This is a genomic window from Parabacteroides chongii, from assembly GCF_029581355.1.
Classification (GTDB): domain Bacteria; phylum Bacteroidota; class Bacteroidia; order Bacteroidales; family Tannerellaceae; genus Parabacteroides; species Parabacteroides chongii.
In genome coordinates this window covers 4,915,247-4,933,081 of sequence record NZ_CP120849.1, presented here as the reverse complement: position 1 = coordinate 4,933,081, position 17,835 = coordinate 4,915,247, and the positions used below count along the sequence as shown (strand labels likewise).

Sequence of the window (17,835 nt, the reverse complement as noted above, 5' to 3'; positions counted from 1 at the left end):
GATGAGTTATTTTATAAAGTTGAGGGATTGGTTCACATCCCAGGAACATTTACTGTTCCTGTTTGCGTTGCTGTTTATTGTTCCTAATTGTGTCCTGTTCTTTACAGAACCGTTGCCTGTCACAGTTGGGATTGCTTCTTTGATATTACCTTATGCTTTTTGGGTCGGTCTGCTTTTGCTGGCACGTAAGCCGGGAATCGTAGTTTGGTGCCTGTTGCCGAAAGTCATACTGGACGGAGGGCAATTGGTGCTGCTTCACCTTTTCGGCGAATCGGTCATTGCAGTGGATATGTTCCTGAATCTGACCAGCTCGACAGCCTCCGAAGCCAGTGAATTGCTTGGAAATATCTTTTTGGTGATTATAGGTGTCTTTTTCTTTTATACGTTGCCGACTTTATTGCTGGCTACCTGGTCTGTCCGGATGAAAGCGAAATTGACAGGGCCTTTCCGTAAGAAATGGGCCATACGGAGTTTCGGTGTTTTCATTTTGGGGATTATTCTTTGTTTGTTGGCTCCGATCCAGGGGCATCAGGTCTCTCTGAAAGATGATTTTTATCCGGGAAATGCCCTTTATAATCTTTACTTCGCGATCAATAAAGCGGAGAAAAACAGCAACTATCATATCACATCCGCTGATTTCAGATTCAATGCGATGAAGCCGGAACAGGCCGACGGGAAGCGTGAAATTTATGTGCTGGTAGTCGGAGAGACTTCACGTGCTATGGAATGGAGCTTGTATGGCTATGAGCGGGAAACGACTCCCCGGATGGAAAAACTGGATGGATTGGTTCATTTTACCGATGTGGTGACACAATCCAATAATACGCATAAGAGTGTCCCCATCATTCTGTCGGCAGCCAGTGCGGAGGATTACGGAGTGATATATGATGAAAAAAGTATCGTTACCGCTTTTAGGGAAGCCGGTTTTCATACGGTGGTGATAGCCAATCAAAATTTGAGCACTTCGATGATCGGTTCGTTTTACCGGGAGGCGGATGCTTTCATCGATATGAGTACATTTAAACCGAAATCAGCTTATCTTACTTCGCTGCATGACGGAGAATTGCTCCCTTATCTGCAAAAAGAACTGGATAAGACAGAAGGAAACCTGTTTTTTGTGATTCATACTTACGGATCGCATTTTAATTATCACGAACGTTATCCGAAAGATTTTTCTCTGTTTAAGCCGGATAAAGCGGAAGGAATCCGTGCCTCCTATAAAAAGGAGTTGCGCAATGCTTATGATAATTCAATCCTTTATACAGATTACGTACTGAGCGAAATTGCCGGTATGCTGGCAAAAACGAATGCCTGTGCTTCCATGCTTTATCTGAGCGACCATGGTGAAGATATTTTCGATGATGCCCGTGCGCGTTATCTGCATGCATCTCCGATCCCGACTTATTATCAGTTGCATATACCTTATGTGATCTGGTTCTCGGATACATACCGCGAAACTTATCCGGAAAAATATCAGATGGCAGAAGCACATCAGGCTCTGCCGGTCAGCACGAACAGCGTGTTCCATACAGTGCTGGATCTTGCCGGAATACATACGGATGTTTCCGATTCTACATTGGCGGTGTCTAATTCGTCTTTTACGGTCCGTGATCGTATGTACCTTGGAGATCATGATGATCCCGTACCTTTCTGGAAAGTCGGACTGAAGAAAACCGACTTCGAGATGTTGGACAAATGGGGAATTGTTTACGACAAGGATTGATTTTTTGAGATAAACTTCTACCTTTGTTTTATGGCAGAACAAAGTGGACATATTACCCTTAAGGTTATTCTGGGATATTTGTTGTTGATTGCAATAGCGATCTGCTCTGTCGTATATATCTATCGGATCATCGAACAGGTGGCCGGTGAGGAAGAACCGGACGGAAAAGCCCGCCAGAAAGTTTATCTTGTAACAAATACGTTATCACTGCTTTATGAAAGTGAGGCATTGGGGCAGTTGGTCGGTATGCCTCAGAATGATGTAAATCACTTTAACCGGACATTGAATAAGGCTCACCGCAATATGGACTCACTGCGTGTCCTGATCACCGACTCAGTTCAATTATTGAAGATCGATACGATCGATATGCTGCTAAGGCAGAAACGGTTGAATACCCGGCGTTTGCTGGAAACCTGGAAAGAAACGAATACGGAACATCTTTATACGATCAATATCGAAAAGGTGATAGCCGAACAGGATACATTCATCGAGCAAAAGGAGATAAAAGAACATGTGGTAGTCAAGCAGGATACCATCTTTTCCCAAAAGAAGCCGCGCGGTTTTTTCCGCCGTCTGGCAGACGCTTTCTCTCCCAGCCGTGAAGATACGAGTATTATCGTCAATACAACCCGCCAGATCGTGACGGATACTCTGGTGAACGCTTATAATCCTTCGGATACGATTGCCAGTGTGCTGAAAAGCCTGCAGGATAGTGTTGCGGGACAACGTAAACTGTTGGCGGATCAGTTACTGGAACGCGCTGCTAATCTGAGGTATAATAATAGTATAGTTACCCGTAAGATCAACCAGATATTACGTGATATCGAAGAAGAAGAGGTGAACGCTTCGCTGGAACGCATGCAGAACAAACAGTTGATTTTGCGTGAAACATCTTTGCTGATTGCCGGTATTGCCGTCGTCTCTGTTATTATTGTGATCATCTTTATCTTTATGATCACCCGTGATGTCTCGAAAAGTAAATATTACAGAATGCAATTGGAGAAGGCGAAGCAGTATGCCGAAGACCTGTTGCATAGCCGGGAAAAGATGATGTTGACGATCAGCCATGATATCAGGGCTCCGCTCTCTTCCATCATCGGATATATAGATCTTTTGCTGAAAAGGCATCCGGACGAACGGCAACAGTATTATCTGGAAAATATGTCCGGCTCTTCTAGTCATATCTTGTCACTGGTCAATGACCTGCTGGATTTTCACCGGCTTGAATCGGGGAAAATGGAGATACAGCGGGTTCCATTCAGCGTGTCGGCCTTGTTCAATGAGATATTTACCAGTTTCCGGCCGATTGCCGAATCGAAGGATCTTACATTTGTCCTGAATCTGAAAGAGGAAGGGACGGATAAGTTATATATCGGAGATCCGATCCGTATCCGCCAGGTGGTGGGTAATTTGTTGTCGAATGCCCTTAAGTTTACGCGTGAGGGACGGGTTGTCATGGTGATATCCATCACTGCTTTAACAGATAACAGTGCGCGGCTGAATGTGCTGGTAAGTGATTCCGGTCCGGGAATCCCTCCCGAAGAGCAGGAACGTATATTCGGAGAATTTACCCGTCTTTCTGCCACTGAAAAAGCCGAAGGGTTTGGATTGGGCTTATCTATCACTCGGAAGATGACGGCATTGATGGGAGGAGAACTTTCATTGAAGAGTGTAGTCGGACAGGGTTGCGACTTTACCATCGAGTTGCCGCTTACTGTGGCTGATGTTCAGGTTCTTCCTGCACCGGAGGAAGAAATTACGGTGGAGCCGTCCGGACCTTCTTTTGCCGGGCGTGAAGTTTATTGCCTGCTGGTCGATGATGATCCGCTACAGTTGGCTCTTACAGAAGAATATCTGCGGCAGAATCATGTGGAAGTAACTTGTTGTACCGATCCGTTCTCGGTAGTTTCTTTATTGCAGAACACCGCTTTCGATGCTGTCATTACAGACATTCAGATGCCGGGAATGGATGGTTACCAGTTATTGGAAAGCATACGTAAATCCGGCATTCCGGGTAGTGATTCGATCCCGGTCATTGCGCTTTCCGCCAGTGTGGAGAATGAGCATGACCATTATCTGGAATCCGGTTTTACCGGTTTTCTGAATAAGCCTTTTACTGCCCGCCAGTTAATCTCTTTATTGAATAAACTGTTGTCGACGGAATTGGTGATAACTTCCGATTTCAACTTTGATTCGCTGACGGCTTTTGCCGGTGAAGACAGGGAAGCTTCTGCATCTATCCTGAAAACATTTATTGAAGAAACAGGTAAGAGTAATGCTCTGCTTGAAGACTCTTTACGTGATAACGATCGGGAACTATCTGCAAAAACATCTCATAAAATGGTACCCTTGTTCACAATGCTGGGTGCAACATCTCTGGTTGAAAAGCTACGAACTATAGAAAAGAATGCTGCCACATTGCCTGAAGAAGAATGGAAATCGTTGCTTTCAGAGGTAATTGTCGAAGTGAAAAAGATTATCGATCAAGCAGTGAGCCTGGTCGGCAGTTGTTAGTTGATAACAGCCTTTTTGTGGAATAGGTTTGTAGAAAAAATCCCCAATTGTGTATTGTGTTCCCCAGCATCTTCCTTGTTATATTTTTGTTAGCTAAAACATTTTATCTCTCTTTTCTGTTAAGTTATAAGAGTTTATAAAATAGACGAAGACCTTTTACGGATTCTGGCACGGTATTCGCATTCATATTTACAGAATCGTAAGTGGACGTTTCTACATTTAAGCCGTTTAAAACAAAGAAAGATTATTTCTGAGTATTCTATTTAAGTCTGCGAAACAAAAAAGGCATCTGTTGGGGATGCTTTTTTTGTTTGGTTAGGTTTATTTGTTAAATTCGTGCCCAATATTAAAAAAGACCTGTTTTACCATGGAGCACGAAATGCCACTCAAGTCACCACGCATTGAAGTTGTTGACGCATTAAGAGGATTCGCCGTTATGGCGATTATGTTTTTACATAATATCGAACATTTTAATTTCTACGAATTTCCGGAAGTCACTTCTGATTTTATGAAAAGCCTGGATAAAGGAGTCTGGGACACACTGTTTTTCCTTTTTGGAGGGAAGGCCTATGCGATCTTCTCTTTATTGTTCGGGTTCAGCTTTTTTATTCAGTATAATAACCAGGCCAGGAAAGGCAAGGATTTCCGTTTGCGTTTTCTGTGGCGGCTCTGTTTATTGTTTGTTATAGGTTGCTTCAACGGGGCTTTCTTTCCGGGAGATATACTTGTCCTTTATGCAATAATCGGTGTCGTACTCATTCTTGTTTGCCGCTGGAGTGATCGTGCTGTATTAATTGCTGCCGTTATCCTGATGTTTCAGCCTGTGGAATGGGGTAAATTCTTTTATGCAATGCTGCATCCTGATTATATGGCTTCGGCCGAGCAATGGCTGGTGCATCACAGAAAAATGTATCCATTCCTCAGCCAGCCTGATTTTTTGGAGATGGTCAAATCGAATTTATGGGATGGCCAACTGTTCAGCATTCTATGGGGCTGGAGCTACGGACGCTTTTTCCAGACTGCATCTTTGTTCATGTTGGGTATGTTGATCGGACGTAAACAGTTGTTTGTGAATCTTGCGGAACACCGTACTTTTTGGCAACGTGCCTTCTTGATCGGTCTTATTTGTTTCATCCCTCTGTATTATTTGTCTTTGTCGTTGCCGGATTTATTGACGAACAGGAGTATGCTTACTCCGATGAATACGATTGTATCCTCTTTCCGTAACTTTTCATTCATGTGTGTCCTGGTTTCTGTCTTTGTTTTTCTGTGGCAACAGGCAACTTCCCATAAAATTTTATATGGATTAGTTCCTTATGGAAAGATGAGCTTGACTAATTATCTGAGCCAGTCGATCATAGGTTCGTTTATCTATTTCGGTTATGGTCTGGGACTGTATAAATACCTGGGTGTCATTGCCAGTTTCGGAGTAGGAGTGTTGTTGTTCATCCTTCAGTTAGGCTTCTGTCATTGGTGGTTAAAGAATCATAAACAAGGGCCGTTCGAAGGAGCATGGCGTAAAGCGACCTGGATTTGTTCCTGATTTTCCGTTAAAATATATATCTTTGTCAGAGGTTTTAATCTAATAATGTATGCCGTCGATTCTTATAGTAGAAGATGATATAACTTTTTCTTTGATGCTAAAGACCTGGTTGGGTAAAAAGGGCTTCGAAGTAAAAACATTTAGCTCTGTTTCAGATGCAAAGCGTCAGATAGAAAACGGAGGTTACGATCTTATCCTGTCCGATTTGCGTTTACCGGATGGCGACGGGATCGATCTGTTGAAATGGGTAAAAGAGAAACAGACCTCTTTGCCGCTGATCATGATGACAAGCTATGCAGAAATACAAACGGCTGTTCAGGCAATCAAGCTGGGTGCTTCTGACTATATAGCCAAACCGTTGAATCCGGAAGAGTTATTGGGAAAGATACGTGAATTGATAAAAACGGTACCGGCAGAACATCATCCGGCTGCAAAATCATCGGAGAGTAATACTTATATTGAAGGTCAAAGTCCCGCTGCCCGACAGTTGTTCGACCATGTGCGTCTGGTGGCTCCGACGGATATGTCCGTGTTGATAACGGGGGCGAGTGGTACTGGAAAAGAATATATTGCCCGTCGTATCCACGAACAGAGTAACCGTAGTAAAGCGCCGTTTATCGCTGTAGATTGCGGTGCTATCCCGAAAGATTTGGCTGCGTCCGAGTTTTTCGGTCATGTGAAAGGTTCGTTTACCGGGGCGATAGATAATAAAACCGGTGCATTTGTAGCGGCACAAGGCGGTACGATATTTCTGGATGAAATAGGTAACTTGACTTACGAGGTACAAGTGCAGCTGCTTCGTGCCTTGCAGGAGCGTAAAATAAAACCGATCGGAACGAACGATGAAATAGCTATTAATGTACGGTTAATTTCGGCAACGAATGAGAATCTGCGTACTGCAATAGAGAAAGGGGATTTTCGCGAAGACCTTTATCATCGTATCAACGAATTTACGGTTCGCATTCCGGACCTGAAAGAACGTAAAGAGGACTTATTGCTTTTTGCTAATAATTTCCTTGACCAGGCAAATGCGGAATTACAGAAAGATATTATCGGTTTCGATAACGAGACGATCCGACTTTTCCAGTCTTATTCATGGCCGGGAAACCTGCGTCAGATGAAGAATGTCATCAAATATGCAACACTTCTGGCTACAGGACGTTATATTACGCGTCATGAACTTCCTGAAGAACTAACGGATGCCCCTGCAAAAGACACCCGCATCCTCTTGAAAGACGAAGCTCACGAAAGCGAATTGATCAAACGTGCCCTCCAGGAATCCGGCAACAATAAAACCCGTGCCGCCCAACTATTGGGAATCGATCGGAAAACGTTGTATAATAAGTTGAAACTTTATAATTTGGATTGATAGGGTAATATATATTTAATTAAAAAATCTTAGCATGAAAACCGACACTTATTTTATTCAAGAGCTTTCAGGTAATAATTCATTGGTTGAACGCATAGAAGCATTGATAACGGAAGCTCGTAAGCGGGTGGTTTCTGCTGTTAATACGACTATGGTCTATACCTATTTTGAGATAGGAAGAGTGATCGTAGAAGAAGAGCAGAACGGAGAGGAAAGGGCTGAATATGGTAAAAAACTATTAGAAAATCTATCTATTCATTTGACAGCCAGATTTGGAAAAGGATTTTCTCCACAGAACCTTGCAAATATGAGACAACTTTACAAGATGTACTCTTCTCGAATTTTCCAGACGCTGTCTAGAAAATCTGAAAATAATCAGATTGTAACTCATGAGTTTAATTTTTCACTTAGTTGGTCTCATTATCTAAAACTAATGCGTATAATTAATCCGGAAGAACGTAATTTCTATGAAATAGAAGCAATAAATAATAATTGGAGCCTGCGTGAATTAGAGCGGCAATATGATTCTTCTCTTTATGAACGTTTGGTTTTGAGTCGTGATAAAGAGGCCGTGCAATCCTTGTCTGAGAAAGGACAACTTATAGAGAATCCGCAAGATGTTATAAAAGATCCGTATGTTTTAGAGTTTATTGGATTACCGGAACTTCCCCAATATAATGAAAGTGAATTGGAACAACGACTTATTGATAATTTGCAAATATTTTTGTTGGAATTGGGAAAAGGTTTTACTTTTGTTGGAAGGCAAGTTCGTTTCACTTTTGATGAACAACATTTCCGGGTGGATCTTGTCTTTTATAATCGTTTACTTCGCGCTTTTGTTTTAATTGACCTAAAACGAGGAATGCTGAAACATCAGGATTTGGGACAAATGCAGATGTATGTCAATTATTATGATCGTTTTGTCAAATTAGAAGATGAAAGTCCTACTATTGGCATTCTTTTGTGTGCTGATAAGAGTGATGCGATGGTCGAAATTACTCTTCCAAAAGAAAATAATCAAATTTTTGCAAGTAAATATCAGACTATATTGCCAAGTAAAGAGACTTTGAAGAAGTTGATCGAAGAACAATATAAATAAGGGTCCTTTTATTTGGGTTCTTGCTAATCAATTATACATCAAAATGTCAGCCTGAAAATAACTGGCGGAAAGTCCTACCAAGAAACAAATCAGGATAGGGATAATAATATTCAATGCTTTTCTCATGATCTTTCGTTTTTCTAATTGAATAACAAAAGGTAGGATGATCTTGTTGTCCCGAATGACAAACTTTTTGTGATGTATCTAGTCGGGATGGTAATACATTTTGTTTTCTGCTACTTTTGAAAATTAAAGGGTGAAGCTCGCTATTTAAAGTTAAAATATTCGCAAATAATGAACCTGGAACAGTATTTTGTTTAATTTTGTATTTCAAAAGATTTTTGTTGTCCTAGTCTCTTTGGAATATGAGTATAGAAGTATTATCCGGAATTGCCCCTAGGCTATACGAACTGGTCGCTCCACTGGTGATGAACTGTAGCGTGCTGCGGCAAAATAATAATTACCCATTCAAAACTTCTAAACACTATTTATGGTTCGTCGCTATTGAAGGAGACATGGTCATAGGCTTTATACCTGTTGAGATTAAAAGTACCTGTGTGGTTATCAATAACTATTATGTGAGAGGGGAGGACAGTAAAACGATGTCATCCCTGATCGATGCTGTTCTGGAGCATTTTAAAAACACTTCAATCATACGGGCTGTCGTTCATACCCGGCATGAAGATATTTTTGCTTCAAATCATTTTTTTGTAACTCAAAAGTGGAAACTATATATTAAAATGGAATATAGATGCGATGATGAGAGAAAAGATAAATGTTTACGAAGCAGTACAAGCGCGGTTGGATAAGATATTTTCCGACTTCGATAATATATATGTATCCTTTTCCGGTGGTAAAGACAGCGGTGTGCTGTTGAATTTGTGTATTGACTATATACGTGAACACCGGTTGAAGCGAAAACTGGGTGTATTTCATATGGATTATGAGGTGCAGTACCAGGAAACGACATCTTATGTAGACCGGACACTGGCTTCTAATGCGGATATTTTGGAAATATATAGAGTTTGTGTTCCCTTCAAAGTTCCGACCTGTACCTCGATGTTCCAAAACTATTGGCGTCCCTGGGATAAGCTACAGCAAAATATCTGGGTAAACAAAATGCCTGAAAACTCTTTGAAAGCTGAAGATTTTCCATTCTATAATGAAGATATGTGGGATTATCAGTTTCAGTTGTTGTTTGCAGGATGGCTGCATGAGAAAAAGCAGGCTGGAAGAACTTGCTGTTTGATCGGGATACGTACTCAGGAGAGCTTCAACAGATGGAGGGCTATCCATATAAAAAGTAAGGTACAGACCTATCGGCGGTTGAAATGGGTTCATCAGGTAATGCCTCGTGTCTATAACGCTTATCCTATCTTTGATTGGAAAACGAAAGATATATGGATTGCCAACGGTAAGTTTCAATGGGATTATAATCATTTGTACGACCTGTATTATCAGGCCGGAGTGCCTCTTGAAAAACAGCGGGTGGCAAGTCCTTTTATTTCCCAGGCGCTGGCTAGCCTGAAACTATACCGGGCGATAGATCCCGATATGTGGGGAAAGATGATCGGACGGGTCAACGGTGTCGGTTTTGCCGGATTATATGGCGGCACTTCCGCTTTGGGATGGCAATCGGTCAAGTTGCCTAAAGGAATGACCTGGAAGTCTTATATGGAATTCCTGTTAAAAACATTGCCTGAGAAGACGCGTAACGGTTATTTACAGAAGTTGTCTGTCAGCATAAAATTCTGGCGGGATAAAGGAGGATGCCTTGCTGAGGAAACGATCGAGAAACTGCAACAGATCGGGGTCCCTATCCGGGTGGAAGACAGCACGAATTATAAGACAAAAAAGAAACCAGTCCGTATGGAATATCTGGATGATATCGATATTCCGGAATTTAAGGAACTGCCGACCTATAAACGGGTTTGTATCTGTATTCTGAAAAACGATTACTATTGTAAATATATGGGATTCTCATTGAATATTCATGAGAGAAAACAAAAGGAAAATATTTTACAACTTTATAACTCTGAATTATATGGAGGAATATACTAGCCCTGTCTACAAAGTAAGACCTGTTCCAGTTGAAAAAGTAATGGCTAACAGCTATAACCCCAATGTGGTTGCTCCCCCGGAAATGCAATTACTGGAAGTCTCCATCTGGGAAGATGGCTTCACCTCACCTTGCGTATGCTATTACGTACCGGAGAAAGATATGTATGAATTGGTTGACGGTTATCACCGTTATATGGTCATGAAAACGTCGAAACGTATATATGAACGTGAACACGGAATGCTTCCCGTTACTGTCATAGAAAAAGATCTGTCCAATAGAATGGCATCGACGATTCGCCATAACAGGGCACGCGGCACCCATAATATCGAGTTGATGAGTCATATAGTCTCCGAACTTTCCAAATGTGGTATGTCCGATGCCTGGATACAACGTAATATAGGAATGGATAAAGATGAAATATTGCGTTTGAAGCAGATATCGGGATTGGCTGAATTATTCTCTAATAAGGAGTTCAGTTTGTCGGAAGAATAATGTTTTCTTCTTTGTATGGGATAGATGCATACCTGAGAGGGGTGATGCCTGATTTATAATTAATGATTATATTTGCAGATATCATTCACTGTAATTTGTAAAAGCCTTTTCCCATGACAAGAATACTGGTAGTAGAAGATGAACAGCGTGTAGCGGAGCTCCTGAAGGTCGGTCTGGAAGATTCCGGCTATCAGGTGTCGGTGGCTTTTGACGGGGAGATGGGGTTGCGTCTTTTTCGGGCTTCGGGGTTCGATCTGGTGATCTCTGATATTATCCTGCCTAAGATGAATGGCTTTGAGCTGACGAAAGAGGTGCGGCAACTGAATCCGGATATCCCCGTTCTGATGCTTACAGCTTTGGGTACAACCGACGACAAGCTGGACGGCTTCGATGCCGGGGCGGACGATTATATGGTCAAACCTTTCGATTTCCGCGAACTGGATGCCCGTATCAAGGTGCTGCTGAAAAGAAAAGTTGTCGCTTCGCAAACTGCACAACCCCAGGAGCTAAACTATGCCGATCTTCGTATCGATCTGTCCGGCAAGTCTGTCTTTCGCGATGGACGTGAGATAAAACTGACACCTAAAGAGTTTAATTTGTTGGCTTATATGATGGAGAACCCGGAGCGTGTCCTGTCGCGTGCGGAGATAGCCGATAAGGTTTGGAACACTCATTTCGATACGGGGACTAATTTTATCGATGTCTATATCAATTATCTCCGAAAGAAAGTTGACCGTGATTTTCCTGTTAAACTGATCCATACTAAGCCAGGCATGGGTTTTATACTGCGTACCGATGAAAATCAGGACTAAACTGACGATCCGTTATACGGCAGTCACAGCTACTGTCTTCCTGTTCCTGATGGGAATGATCTGGTTCTTGTCGGAAAGTAACCGGAAAAGTGTTTTCTATCGTGACCTGAAAAAGGAAGGGATTACGAAAGCCAATCTATTCCTGCAACATAAGGTCAATGCCGCTACTATGCAATCCATTTACATGAATAACCGGGAGTTTATCGATGAGGTGGAGGTGGCTGTTTACGAGCCGGATTTCAATCTACTCTATCATGATGCCAAAGAGATAGACCGGGTGAAAGAAACTCCTGAAATGATCCGGCGTATTGTCGAAAAAAAATCCATCGAGTTCTTTGAAGGAGATTATCAGGTGGTCGGACTTTTGTATCCTTTTGAGGGGAAAGACTATGTTATCACGGCTGCTGCATTTGACGGTTATGGCTATGCGAAACTCGATGCTTTACGGAATATCCTGCTGATATTATGGGGTGTCGGATTGGCAGTACTGGCTGTTGTGGGGTATTTTCTGTCGCGAAGTGCTTTGTCGCCCGTCTCGAATATCGTCAGGAAGGTGGAGAAGATAACGGCATCCAATTTGGACGAAAGAGTTCCGGTAGCGGACGAGAAAGACGAATTGGGAGAGTTGGCTGTGACCTTCAACCATACGCTCGACCGATTGGAGCAGTCGTTCGATGCGCAGAAAATGTTTGTCAGTAATGTCTCCCACGAACTTCGTACGCCTATGGCTGCCTTGATCGGTGGCCTGGAGGTTACGCTTCTCAAGGAGCGTTCCGGTGAAGCCTATCGGAAAGCGGTGGAAGAGGCTTTGACGGATGCGGATAAGGTGGTGAAATTATCTGAGGGCTTGCTTAATCTGGCTCGTGCCAGTTATCAGCCGGAGCAGATCAGTATGGAAGAGGTACGTCTGGACGAATTGTTGCTCGATGCCCGCGAACTGGTTCTGAAAGCCAATAAGGAGTATAAGGTCAATCTGCTTTTTGAAGAAGAGACCGACGATGATGCCATGATCACCGTCTCCGGGAATGCTTATCTATTGAAAACTGCCTTTGTTAACCTGATGGAGAACAACTGTAAATTTTCCGATGACAAGACTTCCTCAGTGCAGATATCTTTCTATGAAGAAAAATCCATCCTCCGCTTTTCTGATTCAGGCATCGGAATCCCCGCAGAGGATATGGAACATCTTTTTACCGCCTTTCACCGTGGCAGTAACCGTAACTATGCTGTTGGCAATGGAATAGGGATGGCGTTAGTTCAAAAGATCGTTTTCCTCCACAAAGGAAATATCTACGTTCATTCTTATCCGGGTGAAGAGACTGTGTTTGTGGTGGAGTTTCCGCATATATAATTAGCATAATACAAAATATTATGTACCTTTGCCGCATGTTAAACAAACTATTTAAATCGGATTTGGTGTAGTAAACAATCTGTATTCCTTGTACAGGTTGTCCTTTCGTTTATTCTCGGGTAATTCTGCTCGGGTGTAATTTCTATTGTATTAATTCAATTTTAATCAGTGTACAATGATGACGGCATTGTTATGCTTTCACGGGTATGCTATATACATAAAGAAAATGAGTAACGAAAATAAAACAATTCACGAATTCGATTTTAATTTAATCTGCGAATATTTTTTAAACACGGAACGTCAGGGACCCGGAAGTCCTGAAGTGACCCTTAAAGCATTGAGTTTTATAGACAACCTGACCGATCGGTCTCTTATTGCCGATTTGGGTTGCGGTACAGGCGGACAGATAATGACATTGGCGCAGCATGCTCCGGGACATATTACAGGTCTCGACTTTTTTCCGGGATTCATCGACCGGTTCAACGACAATGCCAGGAAACTAAATCTTCAGGATAGAGTGGAAGGAATTGTCGGTTCAATGGATAACCTTCCTTTTGGAGAAGGTGAATTAGACCTGATCTGGTCGGAAGGAGCTATTTATAATATAGGCTTTGAACGCGGACTGAACGAATGGCGTAAATATCTGAAGACAGGAGGATATATCGCTGTTTCCGAAAGCACATGGTTTACCGAAGAACGTCCCGCAGAGATCCATGATTTTTGGATGGAGGCTTATCCGGAAATAGAAACCATTCCCAATCAGGTGGCCCTGATACAAAAGGCCGGATATCTTCCTGTCGCTTCTTTTATTTTGCCTGAAACTTGCTGGACAGAGCATTATTTTGCGCCTTTGGTTAAAGCACGGGAAAAGTTTCTAGCCAAATATCCGGGAAATAAAACTGCCGAAGAACTTGTCGCGATGTCACATCACGAAGAGGAATTATACCGTAAGTACAAAGGATTCTACGGCTATGTGTTTTATATCGCTAAAAAGATAACGCTATGATCTGTTTGGATATGTATGGTTGGAATGACAGGTTGAACCAACTGAAACAAAAATCGGCATATAATACGTTATCTCACGGACGGATAGCCGTCGTGCATCGCACCTGTTATGAAGTTATTTCCGAAGACGGATTGTTCCAATGCGAGTTGACGGGAAATATGATGTATGGAAGATCTGACTTTGAACTGCCTTGTACAGGCGATTGGGTTCTGTTTCAACCTTTCGACGATAGTAAAGGGATTATCGTCGATATGCTGCCCCGTGAACGGACATTGTACCGTAAGAAAAGTGGGACAGTAGCCGAGAAACAGGCGATTGCATCGTATGTGGATAAGGCGTTTATTGTACAGAGCCTCGATGATAATTTCAATATCCGCAGGGTCGAACGTTTTATGGTTCAGATACTGGAAGAAGGTATCGATCCTGTGTTGATACTCAATAAATCCGATCTGCCTTTTGATAGACAGGTAGTAGAAGAGGCGATCAAACATCTTGCCAGCAGGATGCCGGTGTTTTTCACCAGTATCCATCATCCTGAGACAGTTTCCCGGTTACGGGAATCCATATCGGAAGGCGAAACGGTGGTGTTTGTCGGTTCGTCGGGTGTGGGGAAGAGTTCTCTTGTTAATGCACTTTGTGAAAGATCAGTGCTGCTGACATCGGATATAAGCCAGTCCACAGGGAAAGGAAGGCATACTTCCACCCGCCGGGAGATGGTCTTGATGGACGGTTCAGGCGTTTTAATAGATACTCCGGGTATTCGTGAATTTGGATTGGCTGTAGATAATCCCGATTCACTTGCTGAAATGCTGGAAATTTCCAGTTATGCAGAATCGTGTCGCTTCAAGGATTGTACACATACCAATGAACCTGGTTGTGCCGTGCTGGAAGCGGTCGACAAGGGCCTGTTGGATACAAAAGTGTATGAAAGCTATCTGAAACTAAAGCGGGAAGCCTGGCATTTCTCCGCCTCCGAACATGAGAAACGTAAAAGGGATAAATCCTTTACAAAGCTCGTGGAAGAAGTGAAGAAGCGCAAAGCAAATTCCTGATTTTATTTATATGGTGCAGGTTTCTTCGGATTCCTGCACTGTATTGTATTATTTTTTAGACATACAAACTTTAGGGTAGAATGATTTTTGTTTTGTCGATAAAATGATAAATATGTATTTTTGTTTTGTGTGTAAAATAAAAATGGACAATATTTGTATTGTTAGTAGAATAAGTATAGGAAGATATAGAAATGTATGGAAAGAAAGCTCTTTTGTTTGAGTGCGAAGGAATGGATGTCATCAAATAAAATACTATAACGAAAAATCTATGATAAATAAGAAAGAACTTGTATTAAAACCTCTGATGGATGAAGATATACCATATTTTGATAAATGGTTGGATAAGGAGTATATATCGAAATGGTTTGGTGATAAAGAGGATTGGCTGGATGAGATAAGGGAAAGAGACGGGAAATATGATTTCTTAAAGCACTTTATTGTTTACCATGAGGATCGGAGGATTGGGTATTGTCTTTATACTGATTGCTTTTTCTTGAAAGATTTGGAAGAAGACGGGCATGATTTTAATGCACTGTATGGAGATGTAGTAGAGGAAAATCATACATTTGAAATTGGTTATCTGATCGGTGAAGAGGAATATTTGAATAAAGGTCTTGGCAAAAGGATTATTCAGATGTTGGAGGAAAAGCTTATTGAAATCGGAGGCAAAGAAATTGCGGCAGATCCGGTGGAGGAAAATATGATTTCTATAAAGGCATTACTGAGAAATGGCTTTCAGAAGAAAAGCGACGGAGACTATAGAAAAGTAATAATAGATCGTTAAATCATTCAATTATGAATATTACAATACTGAAATCCTCTTGCTATTCTCTCCGGATTTGTTACATTTGCAGAGTACATATATTATTAATAAAGAAAGGAGAATCCTATGAAACGTCCTGAAATAGTAAATCGCATCCGTGAAGTTCTTCGTCGTGTTGCCCCAGATGCTCAAGCTATATTTTATGGAAGTGAAGCGCGAGGGGATGCTCGTCCTGATAGTGATATAGATGTACTGATACTGGTAAATAAGGATAATATTTCACTGAAAGAAGAACAGGAAATAGCTTATCCTCTTTATGATATCGAGTTTGAAACAGGTGTCATAATTAGTCCGCGAGTTTTCCCTAAGAAGTTTTGGAATAATCTGATTACTCCTTTTTATGAGAATGTAATGAAGGAAGGAGTAGTATTATGACAGACGATGAGAGAACCGTTTGATTCGTTGGAAAAACTGATTTTAGAATAATTGTATTGTTATAGTAAATTGTCAATTTGGTAATTATCCTCTTATTTCCCGGCTCTCGATGAAGAGGGGAGATAAGAGGATAATTTTTTTCTGCTTCACCGGGATTTGAGGTTTGACATAAAGATATTCCATAGAAGATAGAAGTATATTTTAGTTAGGTGATAAAGCCCATCATTGTAATGTTTTCAGAGCAAGTGGTAGGGAAAAGGCGAGACCAGCTACAATTTGTTTATTGAAAACGATCAGTCAAAAAGATGCTTCTAGCTTTTGGGAAGTTGTATATACTCCATTTTAGGGAGTAATATTTGAAGAAAATCTATTCCTTTTTCATGTGTTAAATTTTTCATCACAATGATTACCCCCCTTCATTGTGATGAGTGTGCGGAGTCATTGTGATGACTTCGTGGGGAGATTGTGATGATGGGGGAGAATCATTGCAATGATTTCAGGAAGGAGTGGGGATGAAGGGAGGGAAACGGGGCGGTGAGGTCGGTTTGTTCCTCTGGAACAAAGATTTAGGAGGGAAGTGCTGTTAGCTGGGGAGGTGAAAAACGAATATTTTGAAAGGGGGGAATGTTTATCTTTATCTTTTTGATCAATCTGAAAATGAATGGAGGAAGAGTTATGAAGAGAAAAGATTTTTGCGGGCTGATGGCGACGCAGGAACAGGATAAACGTAGGCGGGGAGATGAGAGTACCGCCGATCTGTATAGAGCTGTGCGGAACCATTTCGAATGCTTTATCACAGATGTAGGGCCGGCACATAAGGATGTGACGGCGGAACTTGTGCAGGACTTCCAGTTGTGGCTGCAGAGGAAAGGGCTGCGTGTCAATACGGTGAACAGCTACCTTAGTTGCCTTCGGGCGATGTATAACCGTGCTTTGCCGTTCGGTAGGGGACGGCAGGAGAGATCGCCTTTTGCCGGACTGCGGTTGAAACGGGAGGAGACACGTAAACGGGCTGTGCCGGTGGAAGTGATAAAGAAGATCGCTTCGCTCGATCTGAAAAAGGAACCGGCCAAGCAACTGGCGGCCGACCTGGCACTGTTCACTTTCCTTGCCTGCGGTATCCCTTTTGTGGATATCGTGCATCTGACGGGTGAGAACCTGGTGGAGAACGGTACGGTGCTGGAATACCGCCGTCAGAAGACGGGGGTACTGATCCGGATGGAAGTGTCGGCGGAGATGCGGATGCTCATCGACCGCTACCGCAGTGCAGAGCGGCACTATCTTTTTCCGGTATTATCGGAAGATATGACCCACGAACAGTATAAAGCCTGTCTGGCAACGGAAAACCGGTACCTGAAAGATATCAGTGTGATGCTGAATTTGCCGGAAACATTGACGACCTATTCGTTCCGTCATGCTTGGGCTTCGGAGGCGTATCACCTGCATGTACCTATCGGCGTGATCAGTCAGGCATTGGGACATACGTCGGAAAGGACAACCCGTATCTATTTAAAGGAGTTTGACGTATCGGAAGTTGCCAAAGCAAACCGTCAGGTTTCTGAGACGATCGGCTGCTATTTGCGGGTGGGATAAACCTTATTTATATAATAAGGG

Annotated in this window: 15 protein-coding genes; all 15 read left to right on the top strand. The window is 42.3% G+C overall.

Going from position 1 to position 17,835, the window contains the following annotated elements; translation table 11 throughout:
• Position 1 precedes the first annotated feature (1 nt).
• Positions 2-1,723, top strand: a complete 1,722-nt coding sequence (locus P3L47_RS18980; protein WP_277781773.1) for a phosphoethanolamine transferase family protein — start codon at positions 2-4, stop codon at positions 1,721-1,723.
• Positions 1,724-1,753: 30 nt separating this feature from the next.
• On the top strand, positions 1,754-4,237 hold the full coding sequence (locus tag P3L47_RS18975) for an ATP-binding response regulator (protein ID WP_277781772.1): 2,484 nt from the start codon (positions 1,754-1,756) through the stop codon (positions 4,235-4,237).
• Positions 4,238-4,604: 367 nt separating this feature from the next.
• The gene (locus tag P3L47_RS18970) at positions 4,605-5,780 is read left to right on the top strand and encodes a DUF418 domain-containing protein (protein WP_277781771.1); all 1,176 of its coding nucleotides are present in this window, start codon (positions 4,605-4,607) and stop codon (positions 5,778-5,780) included.
• A gap of 49 nt (positions 5,781-5,829) precedes the next feature.
• Positions 5,830-7,149, top strand: coding sequence for a sigma-54-dependent transcriptional regulator (locus tag P3L47_RS18965; protein ID WP_277781770.1), 1,320 nt, complete (start codon positions 5,830-5,832; stop codon positions 7,147-7,149).
• A 34-nt stretch (positions 7,150-7,183) separates the two neighbouring features.
• Complete coding sequence (locus tag P3L47_RS18960) at positions 7,184-8,248, top strand: PDDEXK nuclease domain-containing protein (protein ID WP_277781769.1); 1,065 nt, start codon at positions 7,184-7,186, stop codon at positions 8,246-8,248.
• A gap of 365 nt (positions 8,249-8,613) precedes the next feature.
• Complete coding sequence (locus P3L47_RS18955; RefSeq protein ID WP_277781768.1) at positions 8,614-9,057, top strand: hypothetical protein; 444 nt, start codon at positions 8,614-8,616, stop codon at positions 9,055-9,057.
• Positions 9,005-10,309, top strand: coding sequence for a DUF3440 domain-containing protein (locus P3L47_RS18950; RefSeq protein WP_277781767.1), 1,305 nt, complete (start codon positions 9,005-9,007; stop codon positions 10,307-10,309). The genes P3L47_RS18955 and P3L47_RS18950 overlap by 53 nt, the downstream gene beginning before the upstream one ends.
• Positions 10,293-10,802, top strand: coding sequence for an IbrB-like domain-containing protein (locus P3L47_RS18945; RefSeq protein ID WP_122360253.1), 510 nt, complete (start codon positions 10,293-10,295; stop codon positions 10,800-10,802). Before P3L47_RS18950 ends, P3L47_RS18945 begins: the two co-directional genes overlap by 17 nt.
• 113 nt (positions 10,803-10,915) lie before the next feature.
• Positions 10,916-11,614: a response regulator transcription factor gene (locus P3L47_RS18940; RefSeq protein WP_277781766.1), complete on the top strand. Its 699-nt coding sequence runs from the start codon at positions 10,916-10,918 to the stop codon at positions 11,612-11,614.
• Positions 11,598-12,965: a sensor histidine kinase gene (locus P3L47_RS18935; protein WP_277781765.1), complete on the top strand. Its 1,368-nt coding sequence runs from the start codon at positions 11,598-11,600 to the stop codon at positions 12,963-12,965. The genes P3L47_RS18940 and P3L47_RS18935 overlap by 17 nt, the downstream gene beginning before the upstream one ends.
• A gap of 226 nt (positions 12,966-13,191) precedes the next feature.
• Positions 13,192-13,971, top strand: a complete 780-nt coding sequence (locus P3L47_RS18930) for a class I SAM-dependent methyltransferase (protein WP_277781764.1) — start codon at positions 13,192-13,194, stop codon at positions 13,969-13,971.
• Positions 13,968-15,023 carry a ribosome small subunit-dependent GTPase A gene (gene rsgA, locus P3L47_RS18925; protein ID WP_277781763.1) on the top strand — a complete coding sequence of 352 codons (1,056 nt, stop codon included), beginning with the start codon at positions 13,968-13,970 and terminating at the stop codon, positions 15,021-15,023. The genes P3L47_RS18930 and rsgA overlap by 4 nt, the downstream gene beginning before the upstream one ends.
• A gap of 268 nt (positions 15,024-15,291) precedes the next feature.
• Complete coding sequence (locus P3L47_RS18920) at positions 15,292-15,807, top strand: GNAT family N-acetyltransferase (RefSeq protein ID WP_277781762.1); 516 nt, start codon at positions 15,292-15,294, stop codon at positions 15,805-15,807.
• A 105-nt stretch (positions 15,808-15,912) separates the two neighbouring features.
• Positions 15,913-16,221: a nucleotidyltransferase domain-containing protein gene (locus P3L47_RS18915; protein ID WP_277781761.1), complete on the top strand. Its 309-nt coding sequence runs from the start codon at positions 15,913-15,915 to the stop codon at positions 16,219-16,221.
• A gap of 675 nt (positions 16,222-16,896) precedes the next feature.
• A complete protein-coding gene (locus tag P3L47_RS18910; protein ID WP_277781760.1) occupies positions 16,897-17,814 on the top strand; it encodes a tyrosine-type recombinase/integrase in 918 nt (305 codons plus the stop codon).
• Positions 17,815-17,835: the final 21 nt, after the last annotated feature.

Coding starts and splice junctions, on each gene's coding strand:
- P3L47_RS18945 (WP_122360253.1), top strand. CDS start 10,293: ATGGAGGAATATACTAGCCCTGTCTACAAAGTAAGACCTGTTCCAGTT.
- P3L47_RS18960 (WP_277781769.1), top strand. CDS start 7,184: ATGAAAACCGACACTTATTTTATTCAAGAGCTTTCAGGTAATAATTCA.
- rsgA (WP_277781763.1), top strand. CDS start 13,968: ATGATCTGTTTGGATATGTATGGTTGGAATGACAGGTTGAACCAACTG.
- P3L47_RS18940 (WP_277781766.1), top strand. CDS start 10,916: ATGACAAGAATACTGGTAGTAGAAGATGAACAGCGTGTAGCGGAGCTC.
- P3L47_RS18970 (WP_277781771.1), top strand. CDS start 4,605: ATGGAGCACGAAATGCCACTCAAGTCACCACGCATTGAAGTTGTTGAC.
- P3L47_RS18955 (WP_277781768.1), top strand. CDS start 8,614: ATGAGTATAGAAGTATTATCCGGAATTGCCCCTAGGCTATACGAACTG.
- P3L47_RS18935 (WP_277781765.1), top strand. CDS start 11,598: ATGAAAATCAGGACTAAACTGACGATCCGTTATACGGCAGTCACAGCT.
- P3L47_RS18915 (WP_277781761.1), top strand. CDS start 15,913: ATGAAACGTCCTGAAATAGTAAATCGCATCCGTGAAGTTCTTCGTCGT.
- P3L47_RS18910 (WP_277781760.1), top strand. CDS start 16,897: ATGAAGAGAAAAGATTTTTGCGGGCTGATGGCGACGCAGGAACAGGAT.
- P3L47_RS18975 (WP_277781772.1), top strand. CDS start 1,754: ATGGCAGAACAAAGTGGACATATTACCCTTAAGGTTATTCTGGGATAT.
- P3L47_RS18920 (WP_277781762.1), top strand. CDS start 15,292: ATGATAAATAAGAAAGAACTTGTATTAAAACCTCTGATGGATGAAGAT.
- P3L47_RS18930 (WP_277781764.1), top strand. CDS start 13,192: ATGAGTAACGAAAATAAAACAATTCACGAATTCGATTTTAATTTAATC.
- P3L47_RS18965 (WP_277781770.1), top strand. CDS start 5,830: ATGCCGTCGATTCTTATAGTAGAAGATGATATAACTTTTTCTTTGATG.
- P3L47_RS18950 (WP_277781767.1), top strand. CDS start 9,005: ATGATGAGAGAAAAGATAAATGTTTACGAAGCAGTACAAGCGCGGTTG.
- P3L47_RS18980 (WP_277781773.1), top strand. CDS start 2: ATGAGTTATTTTATAAAGTTGAGGGATTGGTTCACATCCCAGGAACAT.